Here is a 17236-nt window from a genome sequence, read left to right as displayed (position 1 = left end):
GAGTGCCGAGGCGCGGGTGCGGGAAGGGGACGCGAACGGGGTTCTGTGGAAAGGCCCCCGCCGTGGCAGCAGGGCTGTGGAAAAGCAAAGGGCCCCGGCCGGAGGAACCCGGCCAGGGCCCAGAGCAACCCGTCAGGAATTACTTCTTCAGCCCGACAGAGGTCCAGTCACGGTCCGAGAACCCGAACGCGCCGTAGTTGGCCAGCCCGGTCTTGGCGGCCACGATGTTCGGCCGCTGGAACAGCGGCAGCACACCGGCCTGGTCCCAGATCATCTGGTCCGCCTTGTTGCCGAGCTCAACGGCCTTGGCCGGGTCGATCTCGGAGGCGGCCGCGTCCATGGCGGCGTCCAGCTCGGCGGAACCCACGCGGGTGAAGTTGTTGTTGAACAGCTTCGAGTCCGGCGGGTTGCCGTACAGCTGGAACAGGTTGCCCAGCGGGAACGGCGTGCCCTCCCACACGAACGGCGTGACGTCGAAGTCGCCCTCGTTGATCCGGTCGAAGAACTTGTCGGGAACGGCCGCGTCCAGGGTCACCTTGACCCCGATCTCCTTGAGCATGGCCTGGGTGAGCTCACCCTCCTGCTTCGCCACGGCCAGGTCGGCCGAGTACATGAAGCGGATGTTCAGCTCCTTGCCGTCCTTCTTGCGGACGTCGCCCTCAAGCTTCCAACCGGCCGCGTCGAGCAGCTGCTTGGCCTTGTCGGGGTTGTAGGTGTTCAGCCCGCCCGAGTTGTCCTGGTAGCCCTTCTGGGTGTTCACGTAGACGTGGTTGTCCTGGGGCTGCATCGGCCAGTCGAGGCCCTGGAGGTCCGACTGGAGGATGGGCGTGCGGTTGATGCCCATGAAGATGGCGTGGCGGACGTTCTTGTCCTTCAGCGCCTCGGAGGCGCCGTTGAAGGTGAAGTGACGCCAGATCGGACCGGCGGCCTTGCGCATGTCGGCGCCGGCGACGTCCTTGGCCTGCTGGTACTTGGCGCCGTCGGCGCCGATGACCACGGCGTCGATCTCACCGTTGGCGAAGGCCGGAACGTGGCCGGACAGGTCGATGGCGCGGAAGACGACCGAGTCGAGCTTGGCCTTGCGGCCCCACCACTTGTCGTCGCGGACCGCGGTGACGGTCTTCGCGGTCTGGTCGATCTTGCCGAGCTTGAACGGCCCGGCGGTGACCGGGATCTTGTTCAGGTAGGCCTTGTTGAAGCCCTCGGGGGTCCCGTTGACCGACGCCGGGTAGAGCGGGCTGAACAGGCCCTGCCAGGCCGGCCAGACCTTCGAGAACTTGACGACGACGTCCTTGTCGGTGGCGCCCTTCTCCACCGACTCGATGCGGTCGTAACCGTCGGGCGAGGAGATCAGGTAGTCCTTGTTCTTGCCGTTCAGGGCCTTCCACTGAGCCTGGAAGTCCTTGTAGCTCATCGGCTCGCCGTCGGACCAGGTGGCCTTGTCGTTGATCTTGTAGGTGACGGTCTGCTTGCCGTCGACGACCTCGGACTTCCACTCGGAGATGTAGTCCGGGTTGTTGGTGACCTGCCCCTTTTCATCGGCGACGCTGATGAACGGCATCATCGGCGACATGGCGTCGCGGACGTCACCCTTGGTGCCCTGGGTCTGGCTGTAGTTCCACTGCGTCTGCCAGGACTGCAGCGCCAGCTTCACCGTGCCGCCGTCCGGGACCTGCTCGTACGGCGTCTCGTTGATGGACACCTCCGGCAGCGCGGCGGCCTGCTGCTGGGCCTGCTGCGACTGCTCGGCACTGGGCTTCTTGGCGTCGCTGCCGCCACCTCCGCCACAGGCCGCGACGGCCATGGCGAGGACGGCGAGTCCGGCCGCTGCCCGGTAACGAACCTTCACTTTTCCTCCTGATCGTCCGAGGCCGTGATGACCTCGATCTCCTCCGCGTAGTGGCAGGCGGCACCGTGGTCGACGGCGTTCGCGAGCCGAGCAACTGAGGGCTCTTCCTCCACACACCGCCGCCGCTCGGCCTCGCTGAGGCGGGCGAACTTGGGACAGCGGGTGCGGAACCGGCAACCCGATGGCGGGTCGGCCGGGCTGGGCAGGTCGCCTTCGAGCAGGATGCGCTTGCGTGTGCGCTCCATCTCGGGGTCGGGCAGCGGGATCGCTGACAGCAGCGCCTGCGTGTAGGGGTGGGCCGGGCGGTCGTAGACGTTCTCGACGGTGCCGATCTCGGCGATCCGGCCGAGGTACATGACGGCGACGCGGTCGGCGAGGTGCCGTACCACGGCCAGGTCGTGCGCCACGAACAGGTAGGACAGCCCGAGCGTGTTCTTCAGCTCCTCCAGCAGGTTGATGACACCGGCCTGGATGGAGACGTCGAGGGCGGAGACCGGCTCGTCGAGGACGAGCAGCTTGGGCTCCAGGGCGAGCGCGCGGGCGATGCCGATGCGCTGGCGCTGACCGCCGGAGAAGTGCTGCGGGTAGCGCTCTGCGTAGCTCGGGTCGAGGCCGACCAGCGTGAGCAGTTCCGCCACGCGCTGGTCGACGTTCTTGCGGCCGTGGGCGCGCAGCGGCTCGGCGACGATGTCGCCGACCGGCATGCGCGGGTCGAGCGCGGCCATCGGGTCCTGGAAGACGATCTGCAGGTCGCCGCGGAGCGCCTTGCGGTCCTCCTTGCCGAGCTTGCCGCTGTCCTTGCCGAGCACGACGATGCGGCCGCTCTGCGGCGGCTCAAGCTGCATGATCTGCTGGAGCGTGGTCGTCTTGCCGCAGCCCGACTCGCCGACCAGTGCCAGCGTCTCGCCCTCGGCGACGTCGAAGCTGATGCCGTCCACGGCGTGCACGGTGCCGACGCGGCGTTTGAAGACCGCGCCCTTCATCAGCGGGTAGTGCCGGATGAGGTCGTTGAGCTCCAGCACCGTGGCACGCCGCTCGCGCGGCACCCTCACCACGTCGCTCGGCGGGATCACCGGGACGGGGAAGACGTCGGCGCCGGTCAGACCCTTGTGCTCGATCTCGCGCGAGCGGATGCAGGCCACGTGCCGCCCGCCGCCGATCTCGGTGAGCGGCGGCTCCTCGTCGTCGCAGGCGTCGATCTTCATCGGGCAGCGCGGCGCGAACGGGCAGCCGGGCGGCAGCGCCGCCGGGGAGGGCGGGTTGCCCTCGATGGGGACCAGCGGCCCCTCCTCGCCGTCGATCCGCGGGATCGAAGCGAGAAGCCCCATCGTGTACGGCATGCGCGGCCGGTAGTAGATCTCGTCCACCGGCCCCTGCTCGACCGGCTTGCCCGCGTACATGACGAGCACCCGGTCGGCCATGCCCGCGATGACGCCCAGGTCGTGGGTGATCATCACGATGCCGGCGCCGGTCTCCCGCTGCGCGGTCTTGAGCACCTCCAGCACCTGGGCCTGGATCGTGACATCGAGGGCGGTGGTGGGCTCGTCGCAGATGAGCAGGTCGGGGTCGTTGGCGATGGCCATGGCGATCATCGCGCGCTGGCGCATGCCGCCGGAGAACTCGTGCGGGAACGACTTGGCCCGCACGCCGGGGTGCGGGATGCCGACCAGGTCGAGCAGTTCGACGGCCTTGCGCGCGGCCTTGTCCTTGCCCACCTTCTGGTGGATGCGGACGGCTTCCGCGATCTGGTCGCCGATCGTGTAGACGGGGGTGAAGGCCGACAGCGGATCCTGGAAGATCATGCTGATCGTCTTGCCGCGTACCTTGATCTGCTCGTCTTCCGACATGCCGAGCAGTTCGCGGCCGTGCAGCTTCACCGAGCCGCTGACCACGGCGTTGCGCGGCAGCAGGCCCATGACGGCCAGGGAGGTCACGGACTTGCCCGAGCCGGACTCGCCGACGATGCCGAGCACTTCTCCGCGTGAGACCGAGTAGTTCACGCCGCGGACGGCCTCGATGCCGCCGGGGAACGTGACGGTGAGGTCCTTCACCTCGAGGATGCTCATGAGGTGCTCCCGGGGTCGAGCGCGTCGCGCAGGCCGTCGCCGATCAGGTTGACGCTGAGCACCAGCGCCACCAGGAGGCCCGCGGGGAAGAGGAAGAGCCACGGATACGAGATGACCGTGCTGGTGCCGGAGCCGTCGGCGATCAGGGTGCCGAGGGAGACGTCGGGCGCCTGGACGCCGAAGCCGAAGAAGGACAGCGAGGTCTCGCCGATGATGGCGCCGCTGACGTTCAGCGTGGCGTCGATGATCAGGAGCGACGACAGGTTCGGCAGCACGTGCCGCAGGATGATCCGCCAGCCGGGGATGCCCATGTACCGGGCGGCCAGCACATATTCACGCTCGCGCAGCGACAGCGTCATGCTGCGGACCACCCGGGATGTGATCATCCATCCGAACAGCGCGAGCAGCAGGACGAACAGCAGCCAGGTGCCGCCCTTGAGCCGCGGCGAGAGGATGGCGATGATCAGGAAGCTGGGCAGGACCAGCAGCAGGTCGACGCCCCACATGAGGATGCGGTCGACCCAGCCGCCGAAGTAGCCGGCGGCGGCGCCGACGAGGGCGGCGAGGCCGGTGGAGATCAGCGCCACGAGGAAGCCGATGACGAGCGACTTCTGCAGGCCGCGCAGGGTGTTGGCGAAGACGTCGCCGCCGGTCTGCGTGGTGCCCCACCAGTGGTCGGGCCCCGGGGGCTGCATGAAGGCCATGAAGTCCTTGTCGGACCATTCGTAGGGGGCCACGAACGGGCCCACGTAGGCCAGGATCAGCAGGAGGAGCACGCCGATGAGGCCGTAGCGCGTCTGCTTGTTCTTGACCAGGCGTCGGAGAACGACCTTGCTACGCATCTGTTAGCTCACCCGGACTCGGGGGTCGAGGGCGGCGACCGCCAGGTCGGACAGGAAACCGGCCACGAGGACGCAGGCGGCCGCGAAGGTGCTGACCGCCGCGACGGAGTTCACGTCGTGCTGGTTGATCGAGTCGACCAGCCAGGCGCCCATGCCGTGCCAGCCGAAGATCTTCTCGGTGAACGTGGCACCGGTGAGCAGCGTGCCGAAGGCGAAGGCGAAGTAGGTCGCGGCGGGGATCAGCGCGGTGCGCAGCGCGTGCCTGAACAACGCGGTACGGCGCCGCAGCCCCTTGGCCATGGCCGTGCGGACGAAGTCCTGGCCGAGCACGTCGAGCATCATGTTCCGCTGGATCCGGCTGTAGAAGGCGATCTGGCCGAGGCACAGGGAGATCGTCGGCAGGATCAGGTGGACGAGCCGGTTGGCGAACTGGTCCCAGCCGGTCAGGCCGGGCGAGTATTCACCCACGAACTCGATCAGCTTCGATCCCGCGGCGTTGTTGAGCCCGGTCGCGGCGAGGATCAGCATCGTGGCCATGACGAAGACCGGCACCGCCATGATCACGAATGACGAGACGCCGATCACCCGGTCGCTGAGTTTGTACTGGCGTACCGCGGCGAAGGCGCCGATGAGCACGCCGAGCCCGGAGCCGAGGATCGTTCCGATCAGCAGGAGGCGCAAGCTGACGCCCATCCTGCGGCCCATCTCCTCGTTGACCGAGTCGCCTTCCCACGTCTGGCCGAAGTCGCCCTTGACCACCCCGGACGCCCACGTGCCGTACCGCTCGAGCAGCGGCTTCTTGGGGTTGAGGTTGTACTGGTCGAGCGTCTTGTCGATGGTCGCCTCGGGGACGGGAGGGTTACGTCCCTTGAAGTTGACCTGGGGGTTCAGACTCGACGCGGCGAGGAGGTAAGCCAGACTGGCCGCGATAGCGACCAAGATCACGTTGATCGCCAACCTGCGCAGCAGGTACTTGCCCATTACCCTCCGTTCGCGCTGAACGGGGGCCAGAAGGTCCTGGGGTGGAGTGTTCGCCCCCGCAACGAAAAGGCCGTTCCGCGTCGTGAGAAACCACTTGACGCATCAGTCACGGCCGAAGCGCAGAATATCTGGCGAAACGTAACAGTCCGCAACGGGGCAAAGTTACGGTCAGATTACTGAACGGTAGATCACCACCGACTGTCCAGGGATCAGTAAACCCTTCGGACCTGCGGAAACACGGTCATCCGCAGCCAAGATAACGGTGCCTCCACGGAGAGGCAGTGTCACAGAATCCGGACAAAAATTTACGATTACGCAAAGTGATCCCCGCCACAGGATCAGCCAGCGGTCAAGAGGTCCCACCTCTACGCGGACCCGGTCCAGACGGGGATCGGCGAGCTCGGGAAACGCCTTCCGCAGGGCGATGAGATCCCGGTACCAGCTCAGCAGCGTCCAGTGCTCTTCGTCCTTCAGCTCGCTCCAGTCGAGCTTGGACCGCTGGAACGCCTCCTCCGACGACGGGTCCGGCGCGTCCCAGTCGTACCCGAAACCCTCGAACTCCCGCGCCCTGCGCGCCGACTCGCCCTCGCGCAGCGAGGGCTCCACGTGGTCGGAGAAGAACAGGAACGGCGAGCGCGTCCCCCACTCCTCCCCCATGAACAGCATCGGCGTGTACGGCGAGGCCAGCAGCAACCCGGCCCCCAGCTTCAGCGCCGTCATCGGCAGCCGGTCGCCGGCGGGGCGGTTGCCGATCTGGTCGTGGTTCTGCAGGCAGCAGACGAAGCGGTGGCCCGGCACCCCGCGCGCCGAGGCGCCGTGGGAGCGGCCGCGGAAGGTGGAGTAGCCTCCGTCGTGCACGAATCCCGAGGTCAGTGCCTTGGCCAGCGACCGCAGGCCGGCGAAGTCGCCGTAGTAGCCGTGGTTCTCGCCGCTGACCGCGCAGTGCAGGGCGTGGTGGACGTCGTCGTTCCACTGCGCCGTCATGCCGAGGCCGCCGGCCTCCAGCGGCGTGACCATGCGCGGGTCGTTGAGGTCGGACTCGGCGATCAGCGACAGCGGGCGGCCGAGCGCGCACGACAGCGCGTCCACCTCCGCCGACAGCTCCGCCAGCAGATGCGTGGCGCGGCGGTCGTGCAGCGCGTGGACCGCGTCGAGCCGCAGCCCGTCCACGTGGTAGTCGCGCAGCCACTGCAGAGCGTTCTCGATGAAGTAGCGGCGTACCTCGTCCGACTGCGGGCCGTCCAGGTTGACCGCCTCGCCCCAGTAGCTGCCCTGGGTGCCGGTCAGGTACGGGCCGAACGGGTGCAGGAAGTTGCCCGACGGGCCGAGGTGGTTGTAGACCACGTCGAGCACGACGCCCAGACCCTTGCCGTGGCAGGCGTCCACGAACGACTTGAACCCGTCGGGCCCGCCGTAGGTCTCGTTGACCGCGTAGAGGTCGACGCCGTCGTAGCCCCAGTTGCGCCCGCCGGGCACCGGGACGATCGGCATGACCTCCACGAGGTCGACGCCCAGCTCGACCAGGTGGTCCAGCCGCTCGATCGCCGAGGCGAAGGTGCCCTCGGGGGTGAACGCGCCGATGTGCAGCTCGTAGATCACCGATCCGCGCAGGTCGCGGCCGGTCCAGTCGTGGTCGCTCCAGGTGTAGTGGGCGTGGTCGTAGACCATGCTGGGGCCGAAGATCCCCTCGGGCTGCCGCCGCGAGCGCGGATCGGGGTAGGGGCCGTCGCCGTCCAGCACGAAGGAGTACGGCGTGCCGTGCCCCGCCTCCGCCACCTCGGCGCCCCACCAGCCGTCCTTGCCCGCCCGCAACGGCCGCCGCCCCTCGGGCAGCTCGATCTCGACGGTCGTGGCACGAGGCGCCCACACGTCAAATCGCATCAGGTTCGCTCCAGCAAGGCGACGGGGTTGCGGCACAACAGGTGGGCCAGGGGGATGCGGCCGGTGTAGCGGCTGCCCGTCAGCAGGTCGTGCCAGGATCCCGGTGGCAGCATGAGCGTGGTGGCGGCCCAGCCGCCGCGGCGCGCCAGCCGTACGGGAAGGCGGGTGGCGACCGCGACCGCGACCGCTGCGTTTGATGGTCGCGCCCGCTTCCGAGCTCGTTGGCTCGTGCCTCGCTCTCTCCCTCCGAGCTCCTGCGCTCCGATGCAGCCGCGCGCGAAGGCGATCGCGTGCTCCTCCGCCTCGCCCGTCGCGAACAGCGGCAGGTACGGCGCGGCGGGCGGCAGCCGGCGGCGCAGGCGCAACGCCTGGCTGGTGAGCAGGAGCTTGGTGGCGTCCCAGGCGTTGGCGGGGCGGCGGCCGAAGTCGACGGGCCGCCGGTTGTCCGGGTCGACGAGGGAGAAGTCGGTCATCTCATTGCCCTGGTAGACGTCGGGGACGCCGGGCATCATGAGCTGCACGAGCTTGGCCCCTAGCGAGTTCGCCATCGCGTACGGCTCGATCTCCGCCGCGAACTCCCCCACCGGCAGCCGCGTCGCCTGGACGGCGAACTCGCGCAGCCCCTTCTCATATGCCGCATCCGGCCTGACCCAGGACGTCCTGGTCTTGGCCTCCCGCGCGGCCTTCAGCAGATGGGCGGCGAAGCGTTCCGGCGTGATCGGCCAGGCGCCGAGCAGGTTCTGCCAGGCCAGGTAGTCGAGGTGCGGGTCGAAGCTCAGCGCCGACGACCAGTCCGCCACCACCCGGGCCCACTCCTCGGGCATCTCCGACAGCACCGTCAGCCGGGCCCGCACGTCCTCCGAGCGCTTGGTGTCGTGCGTCGACAGCGTCGTCATCGTGTGCGGCCGCATCCCGGCGCAGAACTCGTGGAACTCCTTGACCTCGATCCCGAAGACGTCCGGCTCCCCGCCCACCTCGTTGAGCGCGGCGAGCGGATACCACCGGTACAGCGCCGTGTCCTCCACGCCCTTGGCCATGACCGGCCCGGTGCTCTGCTGGAACCTGGTGACCGCCTCGGCGGGGCCGTACAGGATCTTCTGGGCGAGTTCCCGCGTCTTCGGAGTGGCGATCTCCTCGATGAGCTCGACCGACGCGGGCGGCGGCGGCTCGCCCGGCGTCACGTAGGCGCGGTAGACCGGCATGGCGGCCAGCAACTCCGCGACCTCGGCCGGATCGGCGCCGGCGGCCCGCGCCAGCCGCCCGACCTCGGCGGTGAAGAACAGCTCGATGACCTCGCGCTTGGAGCGCGCGACCACCGCCCGGTAGTCGGCGCTCTGCCCGGTACGCCGGACGAACTGGCTGATGAGCGGATCGGCCCCGGCCGGGTCGACGAACAGGCGGGTGATCCGGTTCAGGACCTCGTATCCGGTCGTGCCGTCGCAGGCCCAGTCGTCCGGCAGCCGCTCCTCGCCGATGAGGATCTTCTCCACGACCGTCCACACGCCGCCGGAACGCCGGCGCAGCGACTCCAGGTAGCCGCGCGGGTCGGCCAGGCCGTCCGGATGGTCCACCCGCAGCCCTTCGACCAGCCCCTCGTCGAGCAGCCAGAAGATCACCTCATGGGTGGCGAACAGCACCGCGGGGTCCTCCACCCGCAGCCCGATCAGCGACGACACGTCGAAGAAGCGCCGGTAGCCGGGCCCCTCGGTGTAAGGAACCAGCCGGTAGTGCCCCGGATGGGGATACTCATGCTCGTAGTAGCGCAGCACGTCGCCGTCGACCTTGGGCTCGGCGCCGTCGCCCAGCACCGGCAGCGCGACCTTCCCGCCGGCCCACTCGATGTCGAACCAGTTCGCGTACGGCGAGGCCGTACCGTCCTTGAGAACTGACCGGAACTGCGCGTTCTCGGTGTTCATGTGGTTGGGCACGATGTCCATGACGATGGCCAGATCGTGCGCGGCCAGTTGCTCGGCCAGCTCGCGCAGGCCCGCCGCGCTGCCGAACTCCGCCCTGATGCTGGAGTGGTCGATGACGTCGTAGCCGTGCAGCGAGCCCGGCGTCGCCTGGAGGATCGGCGACAGGTACACATGGCTGACGCCCAGCTCCCGCAGGTACGGGGCGATCTCGGCCACCTGCGCGAAGCCGAAGTCCGGCGTGAGCTGTACGCGGTAGGTCGAGGTCGGCTTAGACACGGCGCAGCACCCGCACACTGCGGCCGGTCACGGCCACGCCCTCCCCGGCGCGGCACGTCGCCACACCCACGCTGATCGGCATCGCGGTATCGATCTCGGTCTGCCACATGTCGCCGTAATCCTTGGGGACGGTGAATCGGATGGTTTCGTGGTGCGCGTTGAACAGCAGCAGGAACGAGTCGTCCCTGATCGTGCGGCCTCGGCGGTCGGGCTCGGTGATGGCCTCGCCGTTCAGGAAGACCGCCAGCGACTTGGCGAAGCCGGCCTCCCAGTCGCCGTTGGTCATCTCCTCGCCCGCCGGGGTCAGCCAGGCGATGTCGGCCAGGCCGCGCACGGGCCGGCCGTAGAAGAAGCGCCGGCGGCGGAAGACCGGGTGCCGTCTGCGCAGTGCGGCCAGCCGCTGGGTGAACTCCAGCAGCAGCCAGTTCTCCCGCACGTCCGACCAGTCGACCCAGGTCAGCTCGTTGTCCTGGCAGTAGCCGTTGTTGTTGCCCTGCTGCGTGCGGCCCAGCTCGTCGCCGTGGGAGATCATCGGCACGCCCTGTGACAGGAAGAGCGTGGTCAGGAAGTTGCGCTTCTGCTGCTCGCGCAGCGCCTCGATCTGGGGCCCCGCCTGGCCCTCCGCGCCGCAGTTCCAGGAGCGGTTGTCGTCGGTGCCGTCGCGGTTGCCCTCCTGGTTGGCCTCGTTGTGCTTGTCGTTGTACGAGACCAGGTCCTGCAACGTGAACCCGTCGTGACAGGTGACGAAGTTGATCGAGGCGGCGGGGCGGCGGCTGTCGTCCTGGTAGAGGTCGCTGGAGCCGGTGAAGCGCGAGCCGAACTCGGGCAGCGTCGCCGGCTGCCCGCGCCACAGGTCGCGGATGGTGTCGCGGTAGCGGCCGTTCCACTCGGTCCAGCGGGAGGGGAAGTTGCCCACCTGGTACCCGCCGGGTCCGAGGTCCCAGGGCTCGGCGATCAGTTTGACCTGCGACAGCACCGGGTCCTGCTGCACCAGGTCGAAGAAGGCGCTCAGCCGGTCCACCTCGTGCAGTTCCCTGGCCAGCGTCGAGGCCAGGTCGAAGCGGAAGCCGTCCACGTGCATCTCGATCACCCAGTAGCGCAGCGAGTCCATGATCATCTGCAGGACGTGCGGGCTGCGCATGAACAGGCTGTTGCCGGTGCCGGTCGTGTCCAGGTAGTGGCGCGGGTCGCCGTCGGCCAGCCGGTAGTAGTGGGTGTTGTCGATGCCCTTGAAGCTCAGCGTGGGGCCCAGGTGGTTGCCCTCGGCCGTGTGGTTGTAGACCACGTCGAGGATGACCTCGATGTCCGCCTCGTGCAGCGCCCTGACCATCGCCTTGAACTCCAGCACCTGCCCGCCGCGCTGGCCCTGGCTGGAGTAGCGGTTGTGCGGGGCGAAGAACCCGATCGAGTTGTAGCCCCAGTAGTTGCTCAGCCCGCGCTGGCTCAGGAAGTCGTCGGTGACGAACTGGTGCACCGGCATCAGCTCCAGGGCGGTCACCCCGAGCTTCGTCAGGTGGTCGAGGATCTCCGGGTGGCCCAGGGCGGCGTAGGTCCCGCGGATCCGCTCGGGGATCTTCGGGTTGGTGATCGTCAGTCCCCGTACGTGCGCCTCGTAGATGACCGTGTCGTGGTACGGCGTCGCCGGTGGCCGGTCGTGACCCCATCCGAAGAACGGGTTGACCACCACCGACCTGGGCATGAACGGGGCGGAGTCCGCCTCGTTCATCGTCTCCGGGCGGCCGAACATGTACCCGTATACCGCCTCGTCCCAGGTCACCTCGCCCTCGATCGCCTTGGCGTACGGGTCCAGGAGGAGCTTGGCCGGGTTGCAGCGCAGGCCCCTGGCCGGGTCGTGGGGGCCGTGGACGCGGTAGCCGTACCGGTGGCCGGGTCCGATGCCGGGCAGGTACCCGTGCCAGACGAACCCGTCGCACTCGCTCAGCCGGACCGCGCTCTCCTTGCCGTCCTCGTCGAACAGGCACAGCTCGACCCGCTCGGCCACCTCGCTGAAGAGCGCGAAGTTGGTGCCCGCCCCGTCGTAGGTCGCACCCAGCGGGTAAGGGTCTCCCGGCCAAAGCTCGATCATCGACGGCTCCCTCGCGATCCATCCCATGTTCCGTGCCCCCGCCGCCGGCGACAAGGGCGGGAGCACCGACCTACCCGCAAACCTCCGCCACCACGCCCCCGGTCCCAGGTTTCGGGGGCGTTCTGTCGGCAATGTGCCGGTCCCATGGGCGGATTCAAGAAATTCCTGCTGCGCGGCAACATCGTCGAGCTGGCGGTCGCGGTCATCGTGGGCGCCACCTTCAGCGGGCTCGTCCAGGCCCTGGTCGCCGATCTGATCACACCGTTGATCGGGGCGATCACCGGCGGCCGCGAGCCGGACTTCGCCAGTTACTCCTTCACCGTCAACGGCAGCGTGTTCAAGTACGGCGACTTCCTCAACCACCTCCTCGCCTTCCTGATCATCGCGGCCGTCGTGTACTGGCTGGTCGTCATGCCGATGTCCCGGCTGGTCAGCCTCTTCGAGCGGGACCAGGCGGCGACGGCCAAGCAGTGTCCCGACTGCCTGAGCGAGGTCCCGGTCGAGGCCCGGCGGTGCGCGTACTGCACGGTCGAGCTGGTCCCCCGGTCCGAGCAGCCGTGACGCCACGCGGAAAAGCCACGGCCAGCAAGCGGATCTTGCGCCCTATGCTGGCGAATGCCCCGACTGAGGCGATCGTCCGGTTAGATGGGGCGAGTGAGTGTTGAGCTGATGGTCTGGCGGGAACCAGAGCCGATCACCCGAGATCACGCCCGTAAGGGGTATTTGGCGGCCAAGAAGGACGCGCCGGGCGGCGCGCTGCCGCCGTACGCCGACGAGCTGCCCGGGAAACTCACGGCCTACACCGGCGGGCACGTGCTGGTGACCATGGACCTGGAGTCCATGGACGAGATGTCCGGCCGGGTCTTCGCCGTCGCCGGCGCGCACGGCCTGGTCTGCTACGACCCGCAGCGCGACCTCGTCCACAACGCGGGGCCACGCGGCGCCTATGCGGGCATGCAGCTCCACACCGGCGACGGCATGATCGTCACCGACCCGGACCTGGGCCTCGTCCACGACGCCCTGGCCACGCTCTCCGCCCAGAACCCCTTCGTCGCCCTCGTCAACTTCGGCCACCACTTCATGCAGGTCTCCCCCGAGGCGGGGGGTTACGAGCTGGAGTACAAGGAGGGCGGCACCCTCCACCGCACGCAGGCGCCCGACCTCGCGGAGATCCAGCGGGCCTTCGGCGAGTACGCCCGCGACGAGCGCGGATTCCTGAGCCGCCTCGCCTGGTCGTCCTAGATCACCGAACGGAAGAGCTCGGGATCCACGTTGCCCCCCGACAGCACGATCACCGTCCGCCCGGCCGGCGCCCGCCCCGCCAGATAGGCCGCCGTCGCGGTGGCCCCGCTGGGCTCGGCCACCAGCCGGGCCGTCCTGGCCAGATGGCCCATGGCGGCGCGGATCTCGTCCTCGGAGACGGTCACGATGTCGTCCAGCCGTTCCCGCAGATGCGCGAGGGTCAACTCGGACAGGTCCGCCCGCAGCCCGTCCGCGATCGTCCTGAACGTCCTGGAAGGCTCCCACGACACCACCCGCCCCGCGCGCAGGCTCTCCCGCGCGTCGGCCGCCAGCTCCGGCTCCACCCCGACGACCTTGGCGTCCGGCCTGAGCGCCTTGACCGCCGAAGCGATCCCGGAAGCCAGCCCGCCCCCGCTCACCGGAACCAGCACCACCTCGACATCCGGCAGGTCAGCCACGATCTCCAGCCCGATCGTCCCCTGCCCCGCGATGACCGCCGGATGGTCGTACGGCGGCACCATCGTCATCCCCCGCTCCGCCGCCACCTTCTCCGCCGCCGACACCCGCTGCTCCGGCGGCACCACCACCAGCTCGGCCCCGTGACCGACGATCGCCTCCGCCTTGACCCGAGGCGTCCCCTCCGGCACCACCACGACACACGGCACACCCAGCAGCTTCGCCGCGTACGCCAGCGCCTGCCCGTGGTTGCCGGAGGAGTGGGCCACCACCCCCTGCGCGCCCGCCAGGGAGACGGCCGCGTTGTAGGCGCCCCGGATCTTGAACGAGCCGACCCGCTGAAGGCTCTCCGGCTTGACCCACGCCTCGCCCATGGACACCAGCGGAGTCCTGACCACCACGGGGGCGATCCGCTCGGCAGCGGCCCTGATGTCATCCAGCCCAACCAGATTCATGTCTCCATCATGCTTCGCGAACCAGCCGATCTCCCAGAAAGTCCCCGTTGAGCACGTGCTGGTCCGGCCCGATCGTCACCTTGGTCAGAGGAAGCCCGGCCAGCGGCGCGAGATCGATCCCCGGCGCCACATCCCTGATGTCCAGGATTTCCAGCAGGGGAAGGCCCGCGATCGGGCTCAGGTCGCGCACGCTCTCGCACCTCTGAAGGCCCAGAGATGTGAGAGCACGGCAGCCGACCAACTCCCTCAGATCTTCCAGCTCCACGATCCACCCAAGATCAAGGCGATCCAGCGGCAACCGGCCGAGCGCCTCGAGATCCGCGGGCACCGGCGCACTGTCCAGGCGCAAGTACCTCAGCCTGGGTGCACGCTCGACCAGGTCGTGGGCGCTCTCCACCAGTCCGGTTGCGCCAAGCCACAGGCGCTCCAGCCGGTCGAGCGGGGGAAGTTGCTCCCACCGCGTGAGCCCGTCAGCATCCGTGAGCGTCAAGCTGATCAAGTTACGCAAAGCGAGCATAGGCGAGTAGTCCGTGATGCCGGTCAGCCCGAAGAGCGTCACGTCACGCAGACGAGGCAGGTCTGCGAGGAAGGCGAAATTCTCGAAGCAGTCATGGCCGAGGCCCAGAAATTCGAGTGCGGAGAGGGAAGCCAGCGGCGAGAAGTCGACGATTTGCTCGTACCCGACAAGGGCGAGCCTCGTCAGTGCCTTCCGATGCGGAAGGAGCGGGCTCAGATTCACCGGTCCGGTCATGGTGAGGATGCCCCGCTGGGGCGGCAAGCGGACGAGCGCGTTGAACTGCCCTACCGTCTGAACCCACGTCAGGGCCGGCAGGGAGCCCATTTTGGCGAGGACACGCTGGGCGTAGACGTCGGGATCGAAGTACCGCCATCCCGTGACCAGCTCCTCCTGAATGGTCTCGCGCGTGTCCTCCGCATACCCGGCCAGCTTTTCCAGCGCCTGCGGCCCGTTCACCAGCCAGGCCGTCCGCACCGTGGCCCGCGCTACTGCCTCACTCAGCCCGGACAGGTCCGCGGGCAGCCAATGGAGCACCGCCTCCCCCGCCAAGGACAACGAGCGGGCGGCCTTGACGCTCCTGGGCGGCACCAGGTCCCGGACACACGCCTCGATCTGTTCCCGGAGCTCTCCGGGAATCGCGGGCATCGTCTCCAGGCAGGCCGTCACCAGGAGCTTCAGCCGCCGTGCCTGGCGGGGCTCGGTTTCGACGCGGCGCAGCAGACCTCGCAGCAGTTCCGTCCGGACCGGGCCGTTGGCGTGGCCGGCGGCCAGGACCACGACGTCCCGCCACTGGTCCCGGTGCGCCCAGGTGACGAGCGGTTCGATGTCGCCGTCCTCCGCCGCCGCCCGTGCCGTGAGGTACTCCTGCAGCGTCCGGTGTACGAAGTCGATCCGGCCCTCCGTCGCCTCCCTGATCACGCCGCACCGGTCGAGCAGGTACGCCAGCACCGCCTCGCCGGAGGCGCGCAACCGGGGCATGCCCGCCACCACTCTGCCCACGCGGGACACGGCGGCGGGCTTGGCCAGTTCGACCCGGTTGCTGACCGACAGCTGCCAGGCCAGCTCCTGCAGGATCTGCGTCTTCTGGGCCCGGTCGAGGTGCATGGCGCCGTAGCTGGGGATGGAGCGTTCGGCGTCACGCCGTTCCAGGAGCATCTCCAGGGCGGCGCCGTACAGGCCCATGCGGTCGGGCGGGAGCTGGGCCTCGCGGTCCAGGTTGAGTGCGCACAGCATGGACGCGAGCAGGGGGGTGGCGGCCAGTGAGCGCAGGTGGGCGGCGTTCTCCAGGCGGGTGAGCAGGCGTTCCTCGTAGGCGGGGAGTTTTTCCGGCGCGCAGGGCAGGTCGCGGCCGGTGCGGATGGCGGCGTGCCAGTGCCGGATGAGCGCCGTGGTGTCGCCCGGGGTCATGCGTTCCAGGAAGGCGGAGGTGAAGCCGTCGTCCTCCAGCCAGCTCGACTCGGCCGCCGCCGGGCGGGAGGTGACCACGACGCGGATGCCGGGGAACTCGGCGAGCAGGCCGCGCAGCCACGGGCGGATCGCCTTGCGCTGGGATCCTGTCAGCTCGTCCACGCCGTCCACCAGCAACAACGCCCGGCCGGACGACAGACGGCGATGGACCCAGCCGGTCGGCATCAGGCCGGCCAGAGGTGCGGCGGTGCCGTCCAGGAAGTGTTCCGGGCGGGGCAGCTCGCGGTCGGCGTAGCTGCGCAGCTTGACCAGGAACGGCGTGGAGCCGTTGCAGTCGGACAGGTCGGACTCGTAGGAGCTGCGCGCGGCGGTGATGGCCAGCCAGCGCAGCAGCGTGCTCTTGCCGCCGCCCGCCTCGCCGCGCAGCAGCACGCGGCGGCTGCGGCCGAGCGCGCTCTCTACCCGCATCGTGGCCGGCTCGCCGCCGCGGCCGCGCCAGGCGTCGAAGGGGATCTCGCGGGAGGGCGGGAGCGCGGCGGAGACGGACAGGCTGATGTAGGCGACGCTGAGCGAGGTGCGCGGGGTGAAGCGTTCGACGCGGACGCCGATGAGGTCGAGCGTGTCGAGGGTGCCGCTGACGTGTTCCAGGTAGCGGCGGGCGAAGGCGGCGTCGCGGTCGGTGCCGTCGGGGGCTTCGAGGGTACGCGCGGGCAGCCGGTCGAGGATGAGCGCCACCTGCTCCCCCAGGCCGGACAGGCGGGTCAGCGTCTCCGTCGCCGCCCGGGGCCGGAACTCGGGCAGGTGCCTGATGATCCGGACCAGGCAGTCCAGGACCTCGTCGAGGACGGTCTCGAAGAGGCGGGAGGCGGGCTCGTCCAGGTCCTTGGGGCGGGGTAGGGAGCGGGCCAGCCGTACCGGATCGGTGTCGGCGGCCAGGAGGGCGGCGTCGGACAGGTCCGCGCGCGTCAGCGTGTCCACGATCTCGGCCAGGACGCTCTCGCGGGCGTTGTCCTCCAGGCCGGGGTACTCGTGGGCGGCCAGCTTCAGGACGCGGGCGGTGACGGAGTCGGCGATGTCGGCGATCTGGCGTTCCGCCTTGCGGCGTACGAGCTGGTCGGGGAAGCGCGAGCGCATGAGGTCGAGCAGCGGGAGCTCGCGGCTCTCCGCCGTGGACCTGGCCGTCAGCCAGGTACGCGCCGCGCGGTCACCGACCGCCTTGCCTACCGCGAGAGCCGCCGCGTCCAGGGCCACGCATGGAATTA

Annotated in this window: 11 protein-coding genes; 2 read left to right on the top strand and 9 right to left on the bottom strand. The window is 69.2% G+C overall.

The features are described 5' to 3' along the window. Positions 1-139: 139 nt before the first annotated feature. The 7 genes from ACIBHY_RS11955 to glgX all read right to left on the bottom strand — a co-directional run bounded on the left by ACIBHY_RS11955 (position 140) and on the right by glgX (position 11897). Positions 140-1849, bottom strand: coding sequence for an ABC transporter family substrate-binding protein (locus ACIBHY_RS11955; RefSeq protein WP_397252492.1), 1710 nt, complete (start codon positions 1847-1849; stop codon positions 140-142). Continuing rightward, positions 1846-3915 (bottom strand): dipeptide ABC transporter ATP-binding protein, encoded by a 2070-nt coding sequence (locus tag ACIBHY_RS11950; protein ID WP_397252491.1) that lies wholly within the window; start codon positions 3913-3915, stop codon positions 1846-1848. Before ACIBHY_RS11950 ends, ACIBHY_RS11955 begins: the two co-directional genes overlap by 4 nt. Further along, the gene (locus tag ACIBHY_RS11945) at positions 3912-4757 is read right to left on the bottom strand and encodes an ABC transporter permease (RefSeq protein WP_397252490.1); all 846 of its coding nucleotides are present in this window, start codon (positions 4755-4757) and stop codon (positions 3912-3914) included. Before ACIBHY_RS11945 ends, ACIBHY_RS11950 begins: the two co-directional genes overlap by 4 nt. A 3-nt stretch (positions 4758-4760) precedes the next feature. Then, positions 4761-5738, bottom strand: coding sequence for an ABC transporter permease (locus ACIBHY_RS11940; protein ID WP_397252489.1), 978 nt, complete (start codon positions 5736-5738; stop codon positions 4761-4763). A 168-nt stretch (positions 5739-5906) separates the two neighbouring features. Further along, on the bottom strand, positions 5907-7619 hold the full coding sequence (gene treZ / locus ACIBHY_RS11935) for a malto-oligosyltrehalose trehalohydrolase (protein WP_397306681.1): 1713 nt from the start codon (positions 7617-7619) through the stop codon (positions 5907-5909). Then, positions 7619-9811: a malto-oligosyltrehalose synthase gene (gene treY, locus ACIBHY_RS11930; protein WP_397306680.1), complete on the bottom strand. Its 2193-nt coding sequence runs from the start codon at positions 9809-9811 to the stop codon at positions 7619-7621. The genes treZ and treY overlap by 1 nt, the downstream gene beginning before the upstream one ends. Continuing rightward, positions 9804-11897 carry a glycogen debranching protein GlgX gene (glgX, locus tag ACIBHY_RS11925; protein WP_397252486.1) on the bottom strand — a complete coding sequence of 698 codons (2094 nt, stop codon included), beginning with the start codon at positions 11895-11897 and terminating at the stop codon, positions 9804-9806. The genes treY and glgX overlap by 8 nt, the downstream gene beginning before the upstream one ends. Before the next feature lie 144 nt (positions 11898-12041). Between glgX and mscL the strand changes: the two genes are divergently transcribed. Then, positions 12042-12458 (top strand): large conductance mechanosensitive channel protein MscL, encoded by a 417-nt coding sequence (mscL, locus tag ACIBHY_RS11920; protein ID WP_397252485.1) that lies wholly within the window; start codon positions 12042-12044, stop codon positions 12456-12458. A 93-nt stretch (positions 12459-12551) separates the two neighbouring features. After that, positions 12552-13139 (top strand): hypothetical protein, encoded by a 588-nt coding sequence (locus ACIBHY_RS11915; protein WP_397252484.1) that lies wholly within the window; start codon positions 12552-12554, stop codon positions 13137-13139. Here the strand turns inward: ACIBHY_RS11915 and ACIBHY_RS11910 are convergent. After that, the gene (locus tag ACIBHY_RS11910; RefSeq protein WP_397252483.1) at positions 13136-14050 is read right to left on the bottom strand and encodes a threonine/serine dehydratase; all 915 of its coding nucleotides are present in this window, start codon (positions 14048-14050) and stop codon (positions 13136-13138) included. The genes ACIBHY_RS11915 and ACIBHY_RS11910 overlap by 4 nt on opposite strands. A 7-nt stretch (positions 14051-14057) precedes the next feature. After that, positions 14058-17225: an NACHT domain-containing protein gene (locus ACIBHY_RS11905; RefSeq protein WP_397306679.1), complete on the bottom strand. Its 3168-nt coding sequence runs from the start codon at positions 17223-17225 to the stop codon at positions 14058-14060. Positions 17226-17236 lie beyond the last annotated feature (11 nt).

Origin of the sequence: Nonomuraea sp. NPDC050547 (genome assembly GCF_044457345.1) — a bacterium.
Classification (GTDB): domain Bacteria; phylum Actinomycetota; class Actinomycetes; order Streptosporangiales; family Streptosporangiaceae; genus Nonomuraea.
This window is presented reverse-complemented; position numbering and strand designations above follow the sequence as displayed.